Genomic DNA, 18,797 nt, shown 5'->3' on the forward strand with positions numbered 1-18,797 from the left:
TGAATTGTCATCCCCACCGGTGTCGGGCAAGATAAGCACATGAAAACGCTTGGTCCCCTTATGATTTCACTGATGGCGCTGACCGCCTGTGGACCGCTATCACTGTATTATCAAGAAGGCGAAAGCGTCTCGCGCATGCAGACCGAGGCTACGCAATGTCAGGTTCAGGCGCTCAAGGATGCGCCGGTTGCAAATCAGGTCCGGCAAGGGCCGCCAACCTATTGGCCGGGCAGAACATATTGCGATGGGCGTGGGTCCTGCTATCGCTCGCCCGGCTGGTGGGAGCCCGGTCAGATCTACACGGTCGACGTGAACAAGAACCTGCGCAACAAGGTCGAGGCACAATGCATGGCCCAAAAGGGCTATCGCCCTGTGAGCCTACCACCCTGCAAACGGGCTGTGAAATCAGGAGTTCCCGTGCAGCGCACGACGACATTGCCACCGCTGACAACACAATCCTGTTTCGTCAAATTCGATGACGGCTCGTTCCAGATCATTTCGCCCGGTCAATCAGGCTGACCCCCTGTTAGCGGCACGCCCGCGGGCCAGCGCCCAATGCGCCAAGATGGCAAGGGCGTAAATCGCGATCACGCTTATCAGCATACCGGCCTCATCGACCCGCCACAGAACCGCTAGCAAAACCGGGGTACCCAGCAAATTGCCCGCATTGCCCATCTGCGCCATCGCCCCGTAACCGAGCGCCTGCGTTTCAGCGGTTTGGTTCAGAATTGGCACAGCCGCAAAGCTACCGCCTTGCACAAGGCCCAACACCGCAAACAGTGCGATACAAGCCAACTCCAACGGCAGACCGGCAAAAACGCCCAAGATAGACAGGATCGCAAGCGCAAACCCCAGATTAACCACCGCAACGCCGGACATCAGGTTTAGCAAAACCGGCACCGCAACCAGACTCAGCGCAATTCCGGCCAGCGGCATCAGACCCGCAACTGTCGCGCTGATGTCATCCGGCAAGCGCCCCGGCAGGATCGCCAGCAGTGAAACGAACGTCAGGGTGTAGAAAAACCAGCCTATTGCCGGCGCCGATACGAATGGCGAGCGATAGGTGCGCAGATGTACTGCCCAAAGCTCTCGCCAAAGCCACGGTGAGGGCTCGTCTGTCTGTATGACTTTTAGCCGAAGGATCGGGATCAATGCCGCGATTGCGATCATCAGGATGCCATGCAACGCAAAGTAGATGGACAGGCCATAGATTTCGACCAAGGGCAGCCCAAGCCAGGCATTCAGCGCAAAGGCCACGCCGAAGAAGGTGCTCCACAAAACCATGGCCATGTTGCGCGCTTTGCCGGTTGTGATCTGCGCAATCAAGGTTGGTGTCGCCACAACAATTGCCAAATGGGATAGGCCCTCGACAAACCGGCTGGCGAGCATGATCTGAAACCCCGGCCCCGTCGCCTGAAAGATCGAAAGTGCACCACCAAGCAAAAGGCCGAATATCAACAGTTTGATCGGCCCCACACGGCCCACGATTGACCCGGATACGGCGCCAAGAACAGCTCCAAGCAGGCTGATGATCGACAGCAGCCAACCCATGGTTTCGGCGTGATCGGGGTAGAGTTGCAATACTTCTGGGAATGGCACAGCAATCTTGGCAAACTGCGTCGCCGCACCCAACCCGGCCAGCCAAAGTAAGAGAACCTGAAACAGCTGAATCATAAGGCGCTTCTACAGCGCCTCGTCACGCCCGGGAACGCATAAATTATGCGGCCTGGCGCCGCGACCCGCTGACCAGCCGCACGGGCGTTCCATCCGACAGATACAGCCTTTCCCAAATGATCTCTCCGGCGCTGATGCGAATGCGATCATGCACAGCCTCGGAGGTCAGAAAGGACTTTGGGGTTGGTGTGTGGGCCTCCCACCACCCTTCCTGGTCCAGCTCAGCCTCGGCTTGCTGGATTTCCTCGGTTGCAAACTGCCAAAGTGACACGCCTAACAACGCGTTCTGGCTGGTTTTCCAGTCCCCTGCCCGGCTGGCGGAATAGGCAAGGCATCTATGGCTGGCTTCCTCGACCAGATGAAGGCAATCCGATGAGGTCTCAACCAGTCGTCGCAGGGCGCTGTCATCTACGCGCGTCGGTCCGAACGAAGCAAAGACCGCCTGCTGCGTTTCCGGTGGCGGGGTTTGTCCGCCTCGCTCCCATCGGGAAATGGTCGCCTGATCGACCTGCAACAACTCGGCCAGATGCGCTTGCTTATAGCCAATGGATTGGCGCAGGCGCTTCAGGCGTTTGCCGAAACCCGGATAGGCATGGGACCTAAGCTTGAAATTGCCCGATCTTGGCGAAGCTGTGTGCATCGGTCCCTACCCTATGAGAGCCGCGGATTACTCTGCCGGTTCCGGCTCATCTATTTGCGCCACACGCGCCCCGGACTTGTTCGAGGTCACGACACCCAGCGACTTCAGCTTGCGATGCAGCGCGCTGCGCTCCATCCCGACAAAACTGGCGGTGCGGCTGATATTGCCACCGAAGCGATTGATCTGGGTCAGCAGGTATTCCCGCTCGAACGCCTCACGCGCTTCGCGCAGCGGCAGGGTCGCCAGAGCACCCGACAGGACAACACGGCCCGAATCCTCGGTTTTGTCTTCGTCGCTTGGCAGCTCGCGCGCCTCAATCGGACCGGTGCCATCACCAAGGATCAGAACACGTTCGATCAGGTTCTTCAACTGACGCACATTGCCGGGCCAGGTCATGGTTTGCAGCAGAGCCACGGCCTCTTCCGACAGCTCACGCATTGGCAGGCCTTGGGTTTCGTTGCACATTTCGATGAAATGCTGGGCCAGAACCGGAATATCCTCGCGCCGGTCTTCCAGCGAGGGAACATCCACCGGAACAACGTTCAGACGGTGATACAGTTCTTCCCGGAACCGTTCGGCTGCGATCTCTTCGTCCAGATCCTTGTTGGTCGAGGATATGACGCGCAAATCCACCCTTACCTTGTCGCTGCCGCCGACACGCTGGAACTGCTGATCCACCAGCACACGTAGGATTTTGGACTGCGTGCCTAGGGGCATATCGGCGACCTCATCGAAGTAGACAACGCCACCATGGGCCTCTTCCAGCAAGCCCGATTCCACCCCGCGTTCAGAGCTTTCGCGCCCGAACAACACCTCTTCGACCCGCTCGGGCTCAATCCCGGCACAGTTGACCGTCACAAAAGGCGCATTGGCGCGGTTTGAATGCGCGTGGATATAGCGAGCCGCAATTTCCTTGCCCGACCCGGCCGGGCCGCTCAGCATCACACGACCATTGGACTTGGTAACCTTGTCCAACTGGCCCTGCATCGCCCGGAATGACGCGGATTTGCCGATCATGTCCGAGCTGCTGACTTCTTTGCGCTTGAGCGAGGCATTCTCGCGGCGCAGGCGCGAGGTCTCCATCGCGCGGCGGATCACCACCATCAACTGGTCGATGTTGAAGGGCTTTTCGATGAAATCATAAGCCCCTTGCTTGATCGCAGCGACGGCGATTTCGATATTGCCGTGACCGGAAATGATCACCACCGGCACATCCGGGTTGTCACGCTTTACAGCTTTCAGGATATCGATACCGTCCATCCGACTGTCTTTCAGCCAGATATCCAGGATCAACAGCCCCGGCGGCTCAGCATTAATCGACGACATGCACTCATCCGAGTTCGCCGCCAGCCGCGTTGAATAGCCTTCGTCCTCCAGAATGTCGGACACCAGTTCGCGAATATCGCGTTCGTCATCTACGATCAGTATGTCGCTCATCTTTGGCCTGCTTTCAGTTTGTTGGTTTTAATCGCCTGTTTTTGTGGCGCTGAATTTGGTGGGAGATTTGCTCCCGGCAAACGGATCACGGCCATTGCGCCGAAATGGTCCTGTCCGTTGAATACGGGCGCGTCTTCCAAAGTCAGCGCTCCGCCATGTTCTTCGATTATCTTCTTGACGATGGGCAGGCCCAGCCCGGTTCCTTCGTCGCGCGTGGTCACATAAGGCTCAAACAACCGCGCACGATCCTCAGGAAGGCCGATACCATTGTCGGCAATCGTGACAATCGTTCCCGCATCATCCGTGGAAACGGACACTTTGATCTGTGGTTTCAGGTTTTCAGGTGCGCCTTTTTCTTTCAAAGTTCCAATAGCTTCGCCCGCGTTCTTGATCAAATTCGTCAAGGCCTGGTTCAGCATGGTTGCATCCAGATCAGCCGTGATCGGCTGTTCCGGCAAGTCCGCATCGATTTGCACATCCGGTTGCCCCGCCTGCTGCAACAAAACGGCCTCGCGCACCAGAGCAACCACATCCTCCTGTCGCCTCTCTGGTTCCGGCATACGTGCAAATTTTGAAAACTCGTCGACAATGCGCCGCAGGTCGTTGGTCTGTCGCACAATCACATCGGTCATCGATTCTAGGGTGTCACAATCTGCCTCATCCAGTTTGGATGAGAATTTACGTTTGATCCGTTCCGCGCTCAATTGAATCGGTGTCAGCGGGTTCTTGATCTCATGCGCGATGCGCCGGGCGACGTCACCCCAGGCGGCCATACGCTGAGCGCTGACCAGATCGGTGACATCGTCAAAGGCCACCACGTAGCCCTCAAGCGAGCCATCCTCACCCCGCCGCGTGGCCATGCGCACGAGCAGGTTCTCCAACTGCCCTTTGCGGGTTACCTTGATCTCACCCTGTACGGCCTCTTGACCGCCCTCTTTCAGGCTTTCAAACAGCGGCAGGAATTCGGGCACTGCGATACCGATCGACAGATGCTGTTCGCCACGCGACCAGTCCAGCAGACGCTCGGCTGAGCGGTTTACGAAGGTTACATCGCCTTCGGGGTCAACACCCACAACGCCCGATGTGACCGAACTCAGCACGGAATCGAACAATCGGCGGCGGCTTTCGATCTGGCGTGTGTTTTCCAGCAGCGTATCGCGCTGGCCTTTAAGCTGCCGGGTCATCTGGTTAAAATACCTGCCCAGCATCGCAATTTCGTCGTCGCTGGCCTCTTCAATGACCTGTACGCTCAGGTCGCCGGCGCCGACGCGTTGCGCGGCTGTAGTCAGACGGCCGACAGGTCGCGACAGGCGTTCGGCAAACCACATGCCCAAAGACATCGCGGCAAGGATAAGGATCAGGGCAAACCCCAAATATAGAAGGCCAAAGTTGAAAAGCACCCTGCCGCGTTCGCTTTCAAGCTGCTGGTAGAACTGCGCCGTTTCCTTGGTATCGTCCAGCAGGGTCAGTAGCTGACCATCGACCTCACGGCTGACATAGAGGTATCGGTCCAGATAGGCCTGCAGCGGCACAAGCGCGCGGAATTCGTTGTTCTCCCAATCGGCGATGATCAACAAACCGGTGTCTGCCGCTTCGACCATCTGTTCGGGCGTGGGCTTTTCGTAACTGAACAGGTAGGATCGATCCCCGCGCGACCGGATTTCGCCGCTGCCATCGATCACGTAAGCCTCGCGCAGCCCCCGTTGGATTTGCGCCTGCCCCTGCGCCAGAACCTCACGCAATTCCGCGTCCGAGATATAGAAATCGCGGGCCCGCGCATTGTCCAGAAACAGCGCCAGAACAGCGGCATCCTGGGTCAGACCCTGCCGGTGTTCCAGCTCATACGCCTCAGCCGCAGTCAGCGATGACCCGACGACCTGACGCACACGGTCCGAAAACCAGCCCTCAAGGCCGATATTCACAGTCAGACCTGCGAAGATGGCAACCGTGACCGTCGGCACCAGCGCCAAGAGCGTAAACGCCCCGATCAGACGCAAATGCAGGCGAGACCCCGCCGATTTTGCGCGTCTGGCTGCGATTAGCGAACCAAGCTGGCTGAGCACCAGGGCCGCCACGACAAGGACGTAAACAAGGTCGGCAAGCAGAATCAGGCGCAGGGTCGGAGCGGTCGCGCCCAGGTCAAAGGGACCAATGACCAGATAGGTAGCAAGCGCCAGCACTGGCCCTAGAAGAACCAGCCCCAAGGTGCCGAAATTGCGCAGTTTTCGGGATTTTCGCCATCGACTAATCGATGGGATAATCCCGCTCTGTGCTCGGGTTGCCACCGTCTGCCCTCATCCTGATGTGTCGCTTGTGCGACTGACCGCCATATGTCGTGGTCGTTTCCCCGGAGATACCCGGATGCCACGGCTTGTGTGGCGATATTACATCAGTTTGCGACGGCGTGTCACCTGAATATCGAGGTCTGTGATCTTTTTCCGCAGCGTATTTCGGTTAATCCCAAGCAAATCAGCGCATTTTGCCTGATTGCCACCGGTTGCCTCCAATGCGATTTCGATCAGCGGGGCCTCAACCTCACGCAATATGCGCTGATACAGGCCCGGAGGCGGCAGCATATTGCCGTGCAAATCAAAATACCGCCGCAGATGCCGTTCCACCGAGGTGGACAGCTTCTCGCGCTCGCCCCCACCCAGCACAGGTTCGGCCTCGGGCTGGCTGCCCAGCACCATCTCAACCTCGGCTTTTGAGATTTCATCGGCCCGGCTGGTTAGGCTAAGGCGGCGAACTGCGTTCTCTAACTGCCGTACATTGCCGGGCCAGGAATAGCGACGGATCAGTTCAACCGCATCCGGGCTGAGCCAGCGCTTAGTGCCGCTATCACGCTCTTCGCGGGCCAGAAAATGCTCGGCCAGCAAGGTGATATCATCCACACGCTCGCGTAGGGCCGGTACATGGATCGTCGCGCCGCATAGGCGGTAGTACAGATCCTGCCGGATGCGGCCACCTTCCATGCCCTCGGCCAGATCCGACTGGCTGGTGGCCATGAAACGCGGCACGTGATCGCCGGGGGTGTCCATCATGCGCACGATGCGCGCCTGAAGCTCATCATCCAGATCGGCGATCTCATCAATCAACAGCGTACCTCCACGCACGCGCGCCATGACACGGGCGGGCCCCTCCAAATCACGCAGGTCTGCAGCAGTGGCGGTTACAAAGGGCAATGTACGACGATCTGAGAAGTCGTGAATTGCCCGCGCGATCAGGGACTTACCGGTTCCACTTTCACCAGAAATCATGACCGACAGATCGGTGTTCATCACACGTGCAACCAGTCGATACAGAGATTGCATAACGGATGTGCGCCCGACCAGAGGTAACTCATCCGGGCGTTCATTTGCGTCTGCCTCGGGTTCTGATTGCAGCCGCTGCTTTTGTTCCAGTGCGCGCGCGGTGCGTTTCATCAGATCGGGCAAATCGAAGGGTTTGGGCAGGTAGTCATAGGCATCCGCCTCAGCCGCCTGGATCGCAGTCATGATGGTATTCTGGGCCGAAATCACAATCACCGGCAAACCGGGGCGGTCTAGCGCGATTTTCGGCAGCATTTCCAACCCGTTCCCATCCGGCATGACGACATCCGAAATCACCACGTCCCCCTTGCCTTCACCTACCCATCGCATCAGCGTAGTCAGCGAAGAGGTGGCATGCACCTTGCATCCGGCCCGGGTCAGGGCCTGAGTCAGAACTGTGCGGATCGTGCGATCGTCATCTGCAACCAGAACGGTGCCATCCATCAGGTGCTCTCCTTCGTTATGCTCTCTGCCGGCGCGCGGCGCAGCGACAGTTTGAAAACAGTGCGTCCCGGAACGGAATCGGCCGAGATCCAGCCGCGATGGTCCGAGATGATCTTGCTGACCAGCGCCAGCCCTAGACCCGTTCCATTTTCCTTGCCCGAGACAAACGGGTCGAAAATGTCGCTGCGAATATCCTCCGGCAGTCCGGGGCCATCATCGATGATCTCAATCTGCAACGGCAGCGAATGACCCGAACCGTCACTACGGCGCAGGCGGAACGAGTGCTCGAAATAGGTGCGCAGGCGAATCGTGCCGCCATTCGGGCCAGCGGCCTCGGACGCGTTTTTCAACAGATTCAGAACCACTTGCAGGATTTGATCGGGATCACCATAGGCCAGCGGCAGCGATGGGTCGTAGTCCTCGATAATGGTCATATCCGCGCCGAACCCCAGCAAGGCCGAACGGCGCGCGCGGTCCAGAACGTCGTGGATGTTGACCGGTTTGAAGTCGGGTTGCTGCAGGTTTCCGAATTGCTCAACCTGCTCCAACAGCTTCACGATGCGGCGGCTTTCGGCCACGATAAGATCTGTGAGTTCAAGGTCTTGCGCTGAGATATTCATGCTGAGGAGCTGCGCTGCACCGGTGATACCAGCCAGCGGGTTCTTGATTTCATGCGCCAGCATCTCTGCCATACCGATGGCGGATTGCGCTGCTGACTTAACCGTGTTGCCGCGTGTCATGCGCCCCGCCAATTCGCGTGGCGAGATGATCATGATCATTGATCCCGGATGCCCGACCAGCGGCGCGATCTGTAGCGCGCATTGCAGCGGTGCGCGGTTACCCGACCCGACATCGACATCGTTGACGAACAGCGGCGTGCCTTGATGACGCGCGCGCAGGAACGCCTCTTCCAGTGGGGCATCCACAGCGATCTGGTCCCAGACCGGATGACCGATCACCGATTTGCGCGACGCGTTCAGGAAACCCTCGCCCGAGGAGTTCACATCGGAAATCCGATCCGCCTGGTCTATGATGAAGGCCGGAACGGGTAGCGAGTTCCAGATGCTCTGATCCGAATTCATGCGGCCACCTCGGCTGCGCAATCCAGCGCCTCATCAAGCAGGCGCAGTACCTCTTGCGTATCACGTGAGGTCAAAACAGCCCGACGCAGGGGCGCGGGTGTTCCGGCTTCATCCATGTACCACCCCAGATGCTTGCGGGCGACGCGCAGGCCCAGATCGGTGCCGTAGAATTCGAGCATGGCTTGATAATGGGCGCGCACCATTGCGACCAATTCAGCGCCCTTGGGGATTTCAGGTGCCTCGGTGCCGTAGATGTCGTGGCATATCTGCGCCAGAAGCCAGGGTTTTCCCTGCGCGCCCCGCCCGACCATCACGCCATCTGCGCCAGACTGATCCAGCGCCGTGTGGGCCGCTTTGGTATCAACAATATCGCCATTGGCAATGACGGGAATCGACACCGCCTGTTTCACAGCTCGGATCGCCTGCCAATCGGCGTGGCCTTTGTAGAACTGGCAGCGTGTGCGCCCATGGATCGTGACCATCTTGATCCCCGCCCATTCGGCCCGGCGCGCCACATCAGGCGCGTTCAGCAGCGCATCATCCCAGCCCAGCCGCGTTTTAAGAGTTACGGGTATGTCGACCGCCTCAACCACCGCCTCGATCAGGGTCAGGGCGTGATCTGGCGTTTTCAGAAGGGCCGAGCCGGAATAGCCATTGGTCACCTTTTTGGCCGGGCAGCCCATATTGATGTCGATTACGCGCGCGCCGCGATCGGCGACCTGACGGGCAGCTTCGGCCATCCAATGCGCCTCGCGCCCGGCCAGTTGAACCGCAGTGTTTTCCACATCTGCCGACAGTTCCGCCCGTTCGCGCACGCCCGGCTTGGCTTGCACCATCTCCTGGCTCGCGACCATTTCGCTGACGACCATGCCCGCCCCAAACCGCATCACTAGATCGCGGAACGGGCGATCCGTGATTCCAGCCATCGGCGCCAGCAGCACAGGTGGGTTCAGAGTTTTGTCAGCAAGATGCAGGGTCAACGTGCCTAATCCTTGAGCAGTTGGGGTTTTGATATCGAATCCAGTGCATATGAACAACAAAACGACCACCCACAAGCCTGCAAAATCATCACTCGCTTAATTTTTAGGCAGATTGACGCGGGTGATTGCCTCTGCATTCACCGCCCCCTAAACAATGGTCAAAATCAACGGAGCAAACGTCAGTATGACAACCGCCGCCATCATCGTTGCCGCCGGTCGCGGAACCCGCGCAGGCGGAGGCACGCCCAAGCAATGGCGCATGCTGGCCGGGCGCGTGGTAGCCGACTGGACGATCGACAGGTTTCGCACACAAGTCGAACATATTGTACTCGTGCTATCACCCGACGATTCGGGTGCTTGGGAGGCCTATCGGGACAGTGATCTGATCCTCGCCCCGGGTGGCGCGGATCGAGCGACATCTGTCCGCAACGGGCTGGATGCGCTGGCGGACCGGGAAGTAGATTACGTTTTGATTCATGATGTTGCCCGCCCCTGCGTGGGTGCGGACGTCATTCAGAACGTGCTGCACGCGCTGAGCAAAAGCCAGGCTGCCGCACCCGGATTGGCCGTTACAGACGCGCTTTGGACCGGGGATGACAACTCGGTCACCGGAACGCAGGATCGAACCGGCCTGTTCGCGGCCCAAACGCCGCAGGGCTTTCACTATGATGCGATCACGGACGCTCATGCGGCCCATTCAAGCAGCGCGGCGGATGACGTCGAGGTCGCACGTGCCGCCGGGCTGGACGTGACCATCGTGCCGGGCGATCCGGACAATATCAAAATCACACGACCCGAGGATTTTGCCCGGGCAGAACGGATATTGGGGCTGAATATGGATGTAAGACTGGGCAACGGCTATGACGTGCACCGGTTTGGTGACGGAGATCATGTGATCCTGTGCGGTGTGAAAGTACCGCATGACCGGGGGTTGCAAGGTCATTCCGATGCTGATGTCGGCATGCACGCTGTGACGGATGCGATCTATGGCGCTTTGGCGCAGGGCGATATCGGCCAGCACTTCCCCCCTTCAGATCCGCAGTGGAAAGGGGCCGCCAGCGAGATTTTCCTGCGCCACGCTGTCGAGCTTGCACAAACCATGGGTTACCGCATCTCGAACGTCGATTGTACGCTGGTCTGTGAATACCCAAAGATCGGTCCTCATGCCGCAAAAATGAAAGAAGAAATGTCTAGAATCATGGGATTGCGTGCCGATCAGATCTCGGTCAAGGCAACCACATCCGAGCGTCTGGGCTTTACCGGCCGTAGCGAGGGTATCGCGTCGCTCGCCACTGCATGTCTGGTGAAAGCATGAGCATCGCGCGTCTGATCGGAACCGTCTGTGGCGTTGGCTATCTGCGCCCTGCCCCCGGCACGTGGGGATCGTTTGTGGCCCTGCCTCTGGTCTGGAGCCTGCACGTTCTGGGCGGATTCCCCCTGCTCGTCTTCGCGACGCTCGTCGTGTTCATCGCAGGGCTTTGGGCTACAAAGGTGATGACCGCCGGGCAAGAGGATCACGACCCGTCCGAGATCGTGGTCGATGAGGTCGCAGGCCAGTTCATCGCGCTCTGGGCCATTTCCTATCCAAGCTGGGCACATGGGATCGAGATCACCGCGCTCTGGCCCGGTTGGGTCGCGGGCTTCCTGCTGTTCCGACTGTTCGACATCACCAAGCCCGGCCCGGTCGGCTGGGCCGATCGCAAAGGAGACGCGATGGGCGTGATGCTTGACGATGTAATCGCCGGGGTCTTTGCCGCCATCGGTGTAATGGTTCTGGCCGGGATCGCACACGGAGTGTTGGGGCTATGACCGTCGCTGCTCTGCTCGATTTGGCCAAGGCGCGTGGCGTGATGATCGCCACTGCCGAAAGCTGCACGGGCGGTATGGTCGCCGCCGCGCTAACCGACATTCCCGGCAGCTCCGCCGTGGTTGACCGGGGCTTTGTCACCTACGCCAACCGCGCCAAGCAGGACATGCTAGGTGTCCGGGCCAAGACGTTGGACGCCCATGGTGCAGTCTCAGAACAGGTCGCGCGCGAAATGGCCGAAGGCGCAGTGCGAAACTCTCAGGCGCAATTGGCGGTCTCGATCACCGGCATCGCGGGTCCCGGGGGGTCCGAATTCAAACCCGAGGGGCGTGTGTGTTTCGGGTTGGCTGGTGAGGGGTTGACCACCCACACCGAAACGGTGGAGTTCGGCGCACCAGGGCGCGACGCTGTGCGGCGGGCAGCGCGCAATCATGCGCTTAACCTGTTGCATAACGCGCTTTCAAAATTCACCTAAATGGCATGGATGCCTTGGCGTCAATTGCGCCCCTTGCACCGATCAAACCGGTTGCACGGTTCGCCCTAGGTCGCATACACGCGGTGACCGGAACACGGGCTCGATCAGTCAGCAGACCGTAACCGGCCCGAAGACCCAAGCGGCCAAGCCCACCTTGGTCGCACTGCCCGGAAGGGCAAAAAGCGGACCCCGCAAGGGTCCGCTTTTCTTTTGCCGCCCTCTCGACTCCAGCCCAAGGGACAGGCTATCAGCCCGCAACACTCTTTCAGCCCAGAGGTTTGCGCCATGATCCCCAGTTCTTTTCCTGACAGCACCGAAATCGCCCGCCTGACCGCGCGGATGCTGCTGGAGATCAAGGCTGTGCATTTCAATGCGCGCGAGCCGTTCACGCTGGCCTCTGGCCTGCCCAGCCCCACCTATATCGACTGCCGCAAGCTGATCTCATACCCGCGCATCCGCTCGACCCTGATGGATTTCCTGACGGTTACTGTTATGCGCGAGGCCGGGTTCGAGGCGTTCGACAATATCGCAGGTGGTGAAACGGCCGGCATCCCCTTTGCCGCCATGGTCGCCGAGCGGATGGGCCTGCCCATGACCTATGTGCGGAAGAAACCCAAAGGCTACGGCCGCAACGCCCGGATCGAAGGCGCGATGAGCGAAGGGGAACGCGTGCTTCTGGTCGAGGATCTGACCACCGATGGCGGATCAAAGCTGTCCTTTGTCGATGCGATCCGCGAAACGGGCGCTACCTGTGGCCATACCGCGGTGATCTTCTACTACGGAATTTTCCCCGAGACCGAAAAGACCCTGGGCGATCACGGTGTAAAGCTGCATTCGCTGTGCACCTGGTGGGATGTTCTGGCCGAAGCCAAGGCGCAAAAGGCCTTTGACGAAGAGACCCTTAGCGGCGTCGAGGCCTTCCTGAATGACCCGCGCGGTTGGCAGGACGCGCGCAAAAGCTGACGTCGCGAAATCTGTTTTCTGAGCGGGAACAGTGGCAGGTCCGCGGACTTAATCCGCACAATATGTTGACGTCCAGCCCCCTCATGCTTCAAGATGATGGGGCCCGGAGATATTCACAGCATATCCCCAGAAAACATACAATTTGCCCCGACTCGCAGGGCTAAGCTATGGACCTTGTCCCAAGGGACGGTGAGAGCAGCAATGAACGAGATCAGCAGTATCGAACAGGCAGCGGCACAGATTCAAAACGCCGAAACAATGCCGCATTCCATTGAGGCCGAACAGCAGCTACTGGGTGCGATTCTGACCAATAATGATCTCTATGATCGCGTCGCTTCGATCATCGGGGCCGAGCATTTCTATGATCCGGTCCATGCGCGCATCTATGAGGTCGCCGCGACGCGCATCGCCAAGAACGCACTCGCCTCGCCCGTCACGCTGAAATCCTTCATGGCCGAAGATGAGGGCCTGAAAGAGCTTGGTGGCCCGGCCTATCTGGTCAAACTGGCCGGGGCCTCGATCAGTGCTTTTGCCGTCCATGACTACGCCCAAATGATCTATGACCTGGCCATCCGGCGCGAGCTGATCCGGTTGGGTCGAGATATCTCGGACAAGGCCGCGCGGGTTGATGTGTCCAGCGAGCCGAAGGAACAAATCGTCGAGGCCGAGCAGCAGCTGTATCAGCTGTCCGAGCAAGGCCAGACAGAACAGGGCTTTCAATCCTTCCTCAAGGCGGTCACCGAAGCCGTCAACGTTACCAACGAAGCATACCAGCGTGGGGGCGGGATGGCCGGCATCTCGACCGGTCTGGCCGATCTGGATAAGCAGCTGGGTGGCTTGCATCCATCGGACCTGATCATTCTTGCCGGCCGTCCCTCTATGGGTAAAACCTCGCTTGCGACCAACGTGGCGTTTAATGTGGCCAAAGCCTATAAACGCGGCACCAAGCCTGATGGCAGCGAAGGCGCGATTGATGGCGGCGTGGTTGGGTTCTTCTCATTGGAAATGAGTGCCGAACAGCTTGCGGGCCGTGTTCTGGCCGAAGCTTCTGAAATTTCGTCTCACAAGATCCGTCAGGGCGACATGACCGAGGCCGAGTTCCGGCGCTTCGTGGATGCCGCCAAGGAACTGGAAGCCTGTCCGCTGTTCATCGACGACACCCCGGCGCTGCCCATCGCGCAGCTTGCCGCCCGCGCACGGCGGCTGAAACGAACCCACGGGCTGGACCTGCTGGTGATCGACTATCTGCAGCTGTGCCGGGGCATGTCGGACAACCGTGTTAACGAAATCGCCGAGATCTCGATGGGCATGAAGGCGATTGCCAAGGAGCTGAACATCCCGGTTATCGCCCTGTCCCAGCTGTCGCGCCAGGTTGAAAACCGCGATGACAAGCGCCCGCAACTGTCCGACCTGCGGGAATCGGGCTCGATCGAACAGGATGCGGATGTGGTGATGTTCGTGTTCCGAGAGGAATACTACAAGGAACGCGAAAAGCCCGGCGATCATGAGCTGGACAAGATGGAAGAGTGGAAGCAAGCCATGGAACGCCTGCATGGCAAGGCCGAAGTGATCGTCGGCAAGCAACGCCACGGCCCCATCGGCACGGTCGAGCTGTCGTTCGAGGCCCAGTTCACCCGCTTTGGCAATCTCGTCAAACCCTGGCAACAGGGCGGCGAGATCGAGGGCTACTGACCCCTACCACAAGGCAGGATTGTTCAGCGCCGCAACGCAATGCGATGGCCCCTTTAGCGGGGTCAGTTCGCGCCCGTCCAGAGATTGCCCCAGCCAACCATGCGGATAGCTGAGCCTCAGAGGCGGCTGCGCGATCTCTTCTGAAATGGCTAGAAACCCGGTTTTGCAATAGTAGTTCGGATCGCCATAGGTCAGCACCACATCGACACCGAAGTTTCGCAGCTGGTCCAGCCCGTATGTGATCAAAGCCTGCCCGATCCCCGATTTCTGCCGGTCCGTTCGCACCGCCATCGGTGACAGGATAAAGACATCTCGGCTGTTTTGCGGATAGGTGATCCTGGAAAACGCAACAGCGCCCACCAGTTCCATGTCTTGATACGCGGTGGAAAGCATCACATCTGCCTCAGGCGTCCTGCTCAGCAAATCTTGCACAAACGCGCCGATCAGCGCACCTTCATCAGCGCCCTCCGAGGCTGAAAAGACGTCCTGAAACAGATCGACCACAGCCTGAACATCTGATCCTTTACCGTTCGAAAACTCCATGATCCCCTCCGGGCATTGCATCTGCTTTGCCGCTAAAAACTGGAAGGCCGCACCTGAACAAAGCAGCGCGCCTTCGCGATCTCACATACCATGATCACAGCAACAAACTGCCAGAATTCACAAGAACTTGGCAAATTTCGCCGGTTGCCGCGCATACAACGCTGAAACGGCGTCGCAAAAGCGTCATTCCCTCTTGACCTTATACGGCGCAATGTCATGAACAACGCCATGAGTACCGCACGACTGACAATCAATCTTCAAGCCCTTGCCAGCAACTGGCGGGCACTGGATGCACAGACCGATGTTGAAACCGCCGCCGTGGTCAAGGCCGATGGCTATGGGCTGGGCGCTGGGCCGGTCAGCAGTGCATTGGCCGAAGAAGGCGTGCGCAAGTTCTTCGTCGCGGTGGCCGAAGAAGGCGCAGCCGTGCGTCAGGCCATTGGGCCGGGGCCGCTGATCTGTGTGTTTTCCGGCCATATGGAGGGGGATGCGGACCTGCTGCGTGCCCATGACCTGACGCCCCTGATCAACTCACCCCAGCAGTTCCAGCGCCATATGCAGGCGCTACCAGATCATCCCTTTGGCATTCAGCTGGACAGCGGCATGAACCGCTTGGGTCTTGAACCGGCCGATTGGGCCGATCTGCGCCCAAAGGTCGAGGTGCTGAACCCGGTTGTCGTGATGTCTCATCTGGCGTGTTCGGACGAACCCGATCATCCGATGAACCAGCAACAGCTGAAGACCTTCCGGGAAATGACTGATGGCATAACCGCGCCGCGCTCGCTGGCGGCCACCGGTGGCACGCTTCTGGGGCCAGAGTTTCACTTTGACTTCTGCCGTCCAGGGATCGGCCTATACGGCGGGATGCCCTTTGCCGGGGCCAAACCGGTTGTCACGGTCGATCTGCCGGTGATCCAGGTGCGCGCGCTTGAGGTTGGCGAAACCGTTGGCTACGGCAACAGCTGGACCGCCCGACGCCCGTCGCGCATCGCAACGGTTGCAGCGGGCTATGCGGATGGCCTGCACCGCGCCATCGGTGGCGGGATCGACACATTTGCGGGCGATCAGCCCTGTCCCGTCGTGGGACGCATCTCAATGGACCTGATCACGGTCGATGTCACCGACCTGCCTGAGGGCCCGGAACGCTTGCGCATTCTGAACGGGCATCAAACGGTGGATGATCTGGCCGAGGCAGCGGGCACAATTGGCTATGAAATCCTGACCTCGATGGGTCGCCGGTATTCGCGGGGTTATGTGGAATGAACCCTGTCTTACTGCTCAGCGGATTGGGTCGCGCTGTCCTGACCGTGCTGGCCGCGTTTGGACGCGTGGCACTGTTTGCGCTGGACGCAATCTCTCATATCTTCCGCCCTCCGTTCTACCCGCGTGAATTCGCCATGGCGCTGTTGAATATCGGTTGGCTGTCCCTGCCCGTGGTCGGCCTGACCGCGATCTTCACCGGCGGCGCGCTGGCCTTGCAAATCTACGCAGGCGGTGCGCGTTTCAATGCCGAAGCTGTAGTGCCCCAGATCGTTGCCATCGGCATGGTGCGAGAGCTTGGGCCGGTGCTGGTCGGCCTGATGATCGCCGCCCGCGTGACCTCTTCCATCGCAGCAGAAATCGCGACGATGAAAGTGACTGAACAGATTGATGCGCTGGTCACCCTGTCCACCCACCCGATGAAATACCTGACCGCACCGCGCGTGCTGGCGGCGCTGATAACCGTGCCTGCCTTGGTTGCGGTTGGAGATATCATCGGCATCATGGGCGGCTACACCGTTGCCACGCAAAATCTGGGCTTCAACCCGGCGGCCTATCTCAAAAACACCGTGGATTTTCTTGAGGCCCGCGACATCGTCTCGTCCCTGGTCAAAGGGGCCGCCTTTGGCATGATCGCCGCCATCATGGGCTGCTATTACGGCATGTCCTCGGGTCGTGGCGCGCAGGGCGTGGGCCGCGCCACCAAAGGCTCGGTCGAGGCCGCAGCCGTGCTGATCCTGGCCGCCAATTTCGTACTCACAGGGGTGTTCTTCTCGCTATGATCCGGATGGAGAACGTACATAAAGCCTTTGGCGACAACTGCGTCCTTCAAGGCATGAACCTTGAGATCCCCAAGGGCACCTCGATGGTCATCATCGGCGGCTCGGGCACCGGCAAGTCGGTGGCGCTGAAATGCATTCTGGGCCTGATCCAGCCCGACAGCGGCATGATCTATGTGGACGGCAAAGACGCCACCAAGGGCGACCGAGATGCGTTTCTGGCACGGTTCGGCATGCTGTTTCAGGGCGCGGCGCTCTTTGACTCCCTGCCCGTCTGGCAAAACGTCGCCTTCCGCTTGCTGCGCGGTTCACTAAAACGCCCGGTGGACGAGGCGCGCGAGATCGCCATCGAAAAACTGCGCCGTGTCGGTCTGAAACCTGACGTGGCCGACCGCCTGCCCGCCGAACTGTCCGGCGGCATGCAAAAACGCGTCGGCCTCGCCCGCGCCATCGCCGCCGAGCCCGAGATCATCTTTTTCGATGAGCCCACAACCGGGTTGGACCCGATCATGTCCGGCGTCATCAACGACCTGATCCGCGAAATCGTGACAGAGATGGGCGCAACGGCCATGACCATCACCCACGACATGAGCTCGGTCCGCGCAATCGCCGACAACGTGGCCATGCTGCATGGCGGGGTGATCCAGTGGACCGGTCCGGTAAGTCAGATGGATGCCTCGGGCGATCCCTATATGGAGCAGTTTATCAGCGGGAGCGCTGAGGGACCGATTGAGGCGGTTCGGTGATTGAAGTGGCAACACTACTGGAAATCTCGAACCTTGTCAGAGATTTGGGCACCTATTACGTTTTAAGCCTTGTCATCGTCGGTGCCGTGAGCAGGATAAAACAGGGCAGTCGACCGTCTGCCAAAAGCGGCGTAACCGGCGGTAGTAGCCTTCAGTTCGAAAGCGCTGCGACGGGTCTTGTTTCCAAGGATGAAGCTAAGACCAAGTTCAGTTTCACAAGAACCGTGATCGGGTGGTCCGTTATCTTAGCAATCGTCTCGCTTGCTTTGGTCGGCTTGAAATGGGTTACCAACGCACAAATCTCTTCACTGAATTTTGCCGTTGGAGCGCTTTTTTTCATATGCGGTCTGTCAATGCGCAGGGATTATCTACGCGAATGGGACGGCTCCCGAATAACTCTGGACATTGCGTGCCTTCTGATTTGTTTGCTTTTTCTTGTGAAACAAATATAAAGCCATGCCCCTCCGCCTCGCCACCCTCTCCCTCCTGATCCTCTATCCCATCGCATGGTTCGCCCCACTAATGCGCGCCGGCTTGCTTCCAATTTTCGGCCTCAGCGAGATCAGCGTCATCACCGGCCTTCAGTCCTTGTGGAAATCCGACGTCTTCCTCGCACTGATTGTCACCATCTTCGCCCTCTTCGCCCCGTATATCAAAACCATCGGCACCGCGCTGATTCAGTGGAACCTGCTCGACGCCCGCGTCCAACCTGCGCTCAACGTCCTCGGTAAGCTGGCGATGGCCGATATCTTCCTGATCGCGCTCTATATCACGCTGGCCAAAGGCATCTCTTACGCCACGATTGAGACCGCCTGGGGCCTCTACCTCTTCACGCTCTGCATCCTCGCCTCGCTCGTCTTGGGCCTGCTGACCGAACGTCAGGCAAAGACCCAAACCTCTCCTTAAGGCCCGGCGCGCATGCGCCCGCTGTGGGTGACGGCCCGCGGGGCCCGAACCCGCAGCGCGC

19 protein-coding genes are annotated in these 18,797 nt (G+C 59.2%); 11 read left to right on the top strand and 8 right to left on the bottom strand.

The window, feature by feature from the left end; genetic code table 11:
* Nucleotides 1-39: 39 nt before the first annotated feature.
* Nucleotides 40-519 (top strand): hypothetical protein, encoded by a 480-nt coding sequence (locus ACR0JE_RS03370; protein ID WP_480862981.1) that lies wholly within the window; start codon nt 40-42, stop codon nt 517-519.
* On the opposite strand, the gene ACR0JE_RS03375 is transcribed toward ACR0JE_RS03370, so the two are convergent.
* From ACR0JE_RS03375 to dusB, 7 genes are all read right to left on the bottom strand, one after another.
* Complete coding sequence (locus tag ACR0JE_RS03375; protein ID WP_480862982.1) at nt 511-1,674, bottom strand: MFS transporter; 1,164 nt, start codon at nt 1,672-1,674, stop codon at nt 511-513. The two genes, ACR0JE_RS03370 and ACR0JE_RS03375, sit on opposite strands and share 9 nt — an antisense overlap.
* A 43-nt stretch (nt 1,675-1,717) precedes the next feature.
* Nucleotides 1,718-2,314 (bottom strand): helix-turn-helix transcriptional regulator, encoded by a 597-nt coding sequence (locus ACR0JE_RS03380; RefSeq protein ID WP_480862984.1) that lies wholly within the window; start codon nt 2,312-2,314, stop codon nt 1,718-1,720.
* Between the two features lie 27 nt (nt 2,315-2,341).
* The gene (gene ntrX / locus ACR0JE_RS03385) at nt 2,342-3,751 is read right to left on the bottom strand and encodes a nitrogen assimilation response regulator NtrX (protein WP_480862986.1); all 1,410 of its coding nucleotides are present in this window, start codon (nt 3,749-3,751) and stop codon (nt 2,342-2,344) included.
* Nucleotides 3,748-6,036, bottom strand: coding sequence for a sensor histidine kinase NtrY-like (locus tag ACR0JE_RS03390; protein ID WP_480862988.1), 2,289 nt, complete (start codon nt 6,034-6,036; stop codon nt 3,748-3,750). Before ACR0JE_RS03390 ends, ntrX begins: the two co-directional genes overlap by 4 nt.
* A gap of 99 nt (nt 6,037-6,135) precedes the next feature.
* Complete coding sequence (locus ACR0JE_RS03395; RefSeq protein ID WP_480862990.1) at nt 6,136-7,503, bottom strand: response regulator; 1,368 nt, start codon at nt 7,501-7,503, stop codon at nt 6,136-6,138.
* A complete protein-coding gene (locus ACR0JE_RS03400) occupies nt 7,503-8,585 on the bottom strand; it encodes a two-component system sensor histidine kinase NtrB (protein WP_353006921.1) in 1,083 nt (360 codons plus the stop codon). Before ACR0JE_RS03400 ends, ACR0JE_RS03395 begins: the two co-directional genes overlap by 1 nt.
* Nucleotides 8,582-9,565 (bottom strand): tRNA dihydrouridine synthase DusB, encoded by a 984-nt coding sequence (gene dusB, locus ACR0JE_RS03405; protein WP_480862993.1) that lies wholly within the window; start codon nt 9,563-9,565, stop codon nt 8,582-8,584. The genes ACR0JE_RS03400 and dusB overlap by 4 nt, the downstream gene beginning before the upstream one ends.
* Nucleotides 9,566-9,749: 184 nt before the next feature.
* On the opposite strand from dusB, the gene ACR0JE_RS03410 reads away from it, so the two are divergent.
* From ACR0JE_RS03410 to ACR0JE_RS03430, 5 genes are all read left to right on the top strand, one after another.
* The gene (locus tag ACR0JE_RS03410; protein ID WP_480862995.1) at nt 9,750-10,880 is read left to right on the top strand and encodes a bifunctional 2-C-methyl-D-erythritol 4-phosphate cytidylyltransferase/2-C-methyl-D-erythritol 2,4-cyclodiphosphate synthase; all 1,131 of its coding nucleotides are present in this window, start codon (nt 9,750-9,752) and stop codon (nt 10,878-10,880) included.
* Nucleotides 10,877-11,374 (top strand): phosphatidylglycerophosphatase A family protein, encoded by a 498-nt coding sequence (locus ACR0JE_RS03415; RefSeq protein ID WP_480862997.1) that lies wholly within the window; start codon nt 10,877-10,879, stop codon nt 11,372-11,374. Before ACR0JE_RS03410 ends, ACR0JE_RS03415 begins: the two co-directional genes overlap by 4 nt.
* A complete protein-coding gene (locus ACR0JE_RS03420) occupies nt 11,371-11,847 on the top strand; it encodes a CinA family protein (RefSeq protein ID WP_480862999.1) in 477 nt (158 codons plus the stop codon). The genes ACR0JE_RS03415 and ACR0JE_RS03420 overlap by 4 nt, the downstream gene beginning before the upstream one ends.
* Before the next feature lie 285 nt (nt 11,848-12,132).
* Complete coding sequence (locus ACR0JE_RS03425; RefSeq protein ID WP_480542724.1) at nt 12,133-12,810, top strand: orotate phosphoribosyltransferase; 678 nt, start codon at nt 12,133-12,135, stop codon at nt 12,808-12,810.
* Nucleotides 12,811-13,011: 201 nt separating this feature from the next.
* Nucleotides 13,012-14,502 carry a replicative DNA helicase gene (locus ACR0JE_RS03430; protein ID WP_480547054.1) on the top strand — a complete coding sequence of 497 codons (1,491 nt, stop codon included), beginning with the start codon at nt 13,012-13,014 and terminating at the stop codon, nt 14,500-14,502.
* A 3-nt stretch (nt 14,503-14,505) separates the two neighbouring features.
* Here the strand turns inward: ACR0JE_RS03430 and ACR0JE_RS03435 are convergent, their stop codons facing one another.
* Nucleotides 14,506-15,045 carry a GNAT family N-acetyltransferase gene (locus ACR0JE_RS03435; RefSeq protein WP_480863002.1) on the bottom strand — a complete coding sequence of 180 codons (540 nt, stop codon included), beginning with the start codon at nt 15,043-15,045 and terminating at the stop codon, nt 14,506-14,508.
* Between the two features lie 228 nt (nt 15,046-15,273).
* Here ACR0JE_RS03435 and alr point away from each other — a divergent pair, with 228 nt between their 5' ends.
* Genes alr through ACR0JE_RS03460 form a run of 5 tightly spaced genes read left to right on the top strand, consistent with a single transcriptional unit; the run spans nt 15,274 to nt 18,736 of the window.
* On the top strand, nt 15,274-16,308 hold the full coding sequence (gene alr / locus ACR0JE_RS03440; protein ID WP_480542718.1) for an alanine racemase: 1,035 nt from the start codon (nt 15,274-15,276) through the stop codon (nt 16,306-16,308).
* Nucleotides 16,305-17,087, top strand: a complete 783-nt coding sequence (locus ACR0JE_RS03445; protein WP_480497809.1) for an MlaE family ABC transporter permease — start codon at nt 16,305-16,307, stop codon at nt 17,085-17,087. The genes alr and ACR0JE_RS03445 overlap by 4 nt, the downstream gene beginning before the upstream one ends.
* Nucleotides 17,084-17,830 (top strand): ABC transporter ATP-binding protein, encoded by a 747-nt coding sequence (locus tag ACR0JE_RS03450; protein WP_480863004.1) that lies wholly within the window; start codon nt 17,084-17,086, stop codon nt 17,828-17,830. Before ACR0JE_RS03445 ends, ACR0JE_RS03450 begins: the two co-directional genes overlap by 4 nt.
* 5 nt (nt 17,831-17,835) lie before the next feature.
* The gene (locus ACR0JE_RS03455; RefSeq protein ID WP_480863006.1) at nt 17,836-18,282 is read left to right on the top strand and encodes a hypothetical protein; all 447 of its coding nucleotides are present in this window, start codon (nt 17,836-17,838) and stop codon (nt 18,280-18,282) included.
* A gap of 4 nt (nt 18,283-18,286) precedes the next feature.
* Nucleotides 18,287-18,736 (top strand): paraquat-inducible protein A, encoded by a 450-nt coding sequence (locus tag ACR0JE_RS03460; protein WP_480863008.1) that lies wholly within the window; start codon nt 18,287-18,289, stop codon nt 18,734-18,736.
* The last annotated feature ends 61 nt before the right edge of the window (nt 18,737-18,797 follow it).

Source organism: Ruegeria sp. H3 (genome assembly GCF_056533095.1).

What these genes read in the sequence shown, in the direction of transcription:
- ACR0JE_RS03370 (WP_480862981.1), top strand. Translation starts at nt 40, where the DNA reads ATGAAAACGCTTGGTCCCCTTATGATTTCACTGATGGCGCTGACCGCC.
- ACR0JE_RS03375 (WP_480862982.1), bottom strand. Translation starts at nt 1,674, where the DNA reads ATGATTCAGCTGTTTCAGGTTCTCTTACTTTGGCTGGCCGGGTTGGGT.
- ACR0JE_RS03380 (WP_480862984.1), bottom strand. Translation starts at nt 2,314, where the DNA reads ATGCACACAGCTTCGCCAAGATCGGGCAATTTCAAGCTTAGGTCCCAT.
- ntrX (WP_480862986.1), bottom strand. Translation starts at nt 3,751, where the DNA reads ATGAGCGACATACTGATCGTAGATGACGAACGCGATATTCGCGAACTG.
- ACR0JE_RS03395 (WP_480862990.1), bottom strand. Translation starts at nt 7,503, where the DNA reads ATGGATGGCACCGTTCTGGTTGCAGATGACGATCGCACGATCCGCACA.
- ACR0JE_RS03400 (WP_353006921.1), bottom strand. Translation starts at nt 8,585, where the DNA reads ATGAATTCGGATCAGAGCATCTGGAACTCGCTACCCGTTCCGGCCTTC.
- ACR0JE_RS03410 (WP_480862995.1), top strand. Translation starts at nt 9,750, where the DNA reads ATGACAACCGCCGCCATCATCGTTGCCGCCGGTCGCGGAACCCGCGCA.
- ACR0JE_RS03415 (WP_480862997.1), top strand. Translation starts at nt 10,877, where the DNA reads ATGAGCATCGCGCGTCTGATCGGAACCGTCTGTGGCGTTGGCTATCTG.
- ACR0JE_RS03420 (WP_480862999.1), top strand. Translation starts at nt 11,371, where the DNA reads ATGACCGTCGCTGCTCTGCTCGATTTGGCCAAGGCGCGTGGCGTGATG.
- ACR0JE_RS03425 (WP_480542724.1), top strand. Translation starts at nt 12,133, where the DNA reads ATGATCCCCAGTTCTTTTCCTGACAGCACCGAAATCGCCCGCCTGACC.
- ACR0JE_RS03430 (WP_480547054.1), top strand. Translation starts at nt 13,012, where the DNA reads ATGAACGAGATCAGCAGTATCGAACAGGCAGCGGCACAGATTCAAAAC.
- ACR0JE_RS03435 (WP_480863002.1), bottom strand. Translation starts at nt 15,045, where the DNA reads ATGGAGTTTTCGAACGGTAAAGGATCAGATGTTCAGGCTGTGGTCGAT.
- alr (WP_480542718.1), top strand. Translation starts at nt 15,274, where the DNA reads ATGAGTACCGCACGACTGACAATCAATCTTCAAGCCCTTGCCAGCAAC.
- ACR0JE_RS03445 (WP_480497809.1), top strand. Translation starts at nt 16,305, where the DNA reads ATGAACCCTGTCTTACTGCTCAGCGGATTGGGTCGCGCTGTCCTGACC.
- ACR0JE_RS03450 (WP_480863004.1), top strand. Translation starts at nt 17,084, where the DNA reads ATGATCCGGATGGAGAACGTACATAAAGCCTTTGGCGACAACTGCGTC.
- ACR0JE_RS03460 (WP_480863008.1), top strand. Translation starts at nt 18,287, where the DNA reads ATGCCCCTCCGCCTCGCCACCCTCTCCCTCCTGATCCTCTATCCCATC.